Annotated in this window: 1 protein-coding gene; it reads left to right on the plus strand. The window is 58.7% G+C overall.

What is annotated here, in order from left to right:
* On the plus strand, nucleotides 1-460 hold a 460-nt coding region (locus Q1A69_RS20155), incomplete at both ends, for a phage portal protein (protein WP_299589728.1).

Genomic DNA, 460 nt, shown 5'->3' on the forward strand with positions numbered 1-460 from the left:
GAAAAAACCCCGCAGATAATCGCAGCGGCGATCTGGTGGCCGATGGGGATGTAGAAACCCTGCGTGGCCAGGCGCGGCACCTGGAGCAAAACCACGATTTTGCCTTTGGCATTCTCACCACCCTGGTGAACAACATCGTTGGCCCACGCGGTATTGATGTGGAATTCCAACCCAAGACCTGGGACGGCGCTATCCATGAAGGTCTCGCCAGCCAAATGAATGACGCTCATCAAGAGTGGGCGCGGCGCCCGGAATGTACCCGGCAATTCAGCTGGGCCAAATCCCAGCGGCTTTTATGCAATACCTGGCTGCGCGATGGCGAAACCCTGCTGCGGCATTTGCAGGGCACGGTGCCCGGCCTAAAGCACCGCACCCCGGTGCCTTACACCCTCGAATGCCTGGAACCGGATTTTCTGCCGGTGGATTACAACGATCCCAGCCAACGCATCGTACAGGGCAT

The sequence above is a fragment of the uncultured Microbulbifer sp. genome (genome assembly GCF_947498635.1).
Lineage (GTDB): Bacteria > Pseudomonadota > Gammaproteobacteria > Pseudomonadales > Cellvibrionaceae > Microbulbifer > Microbulbifer echini.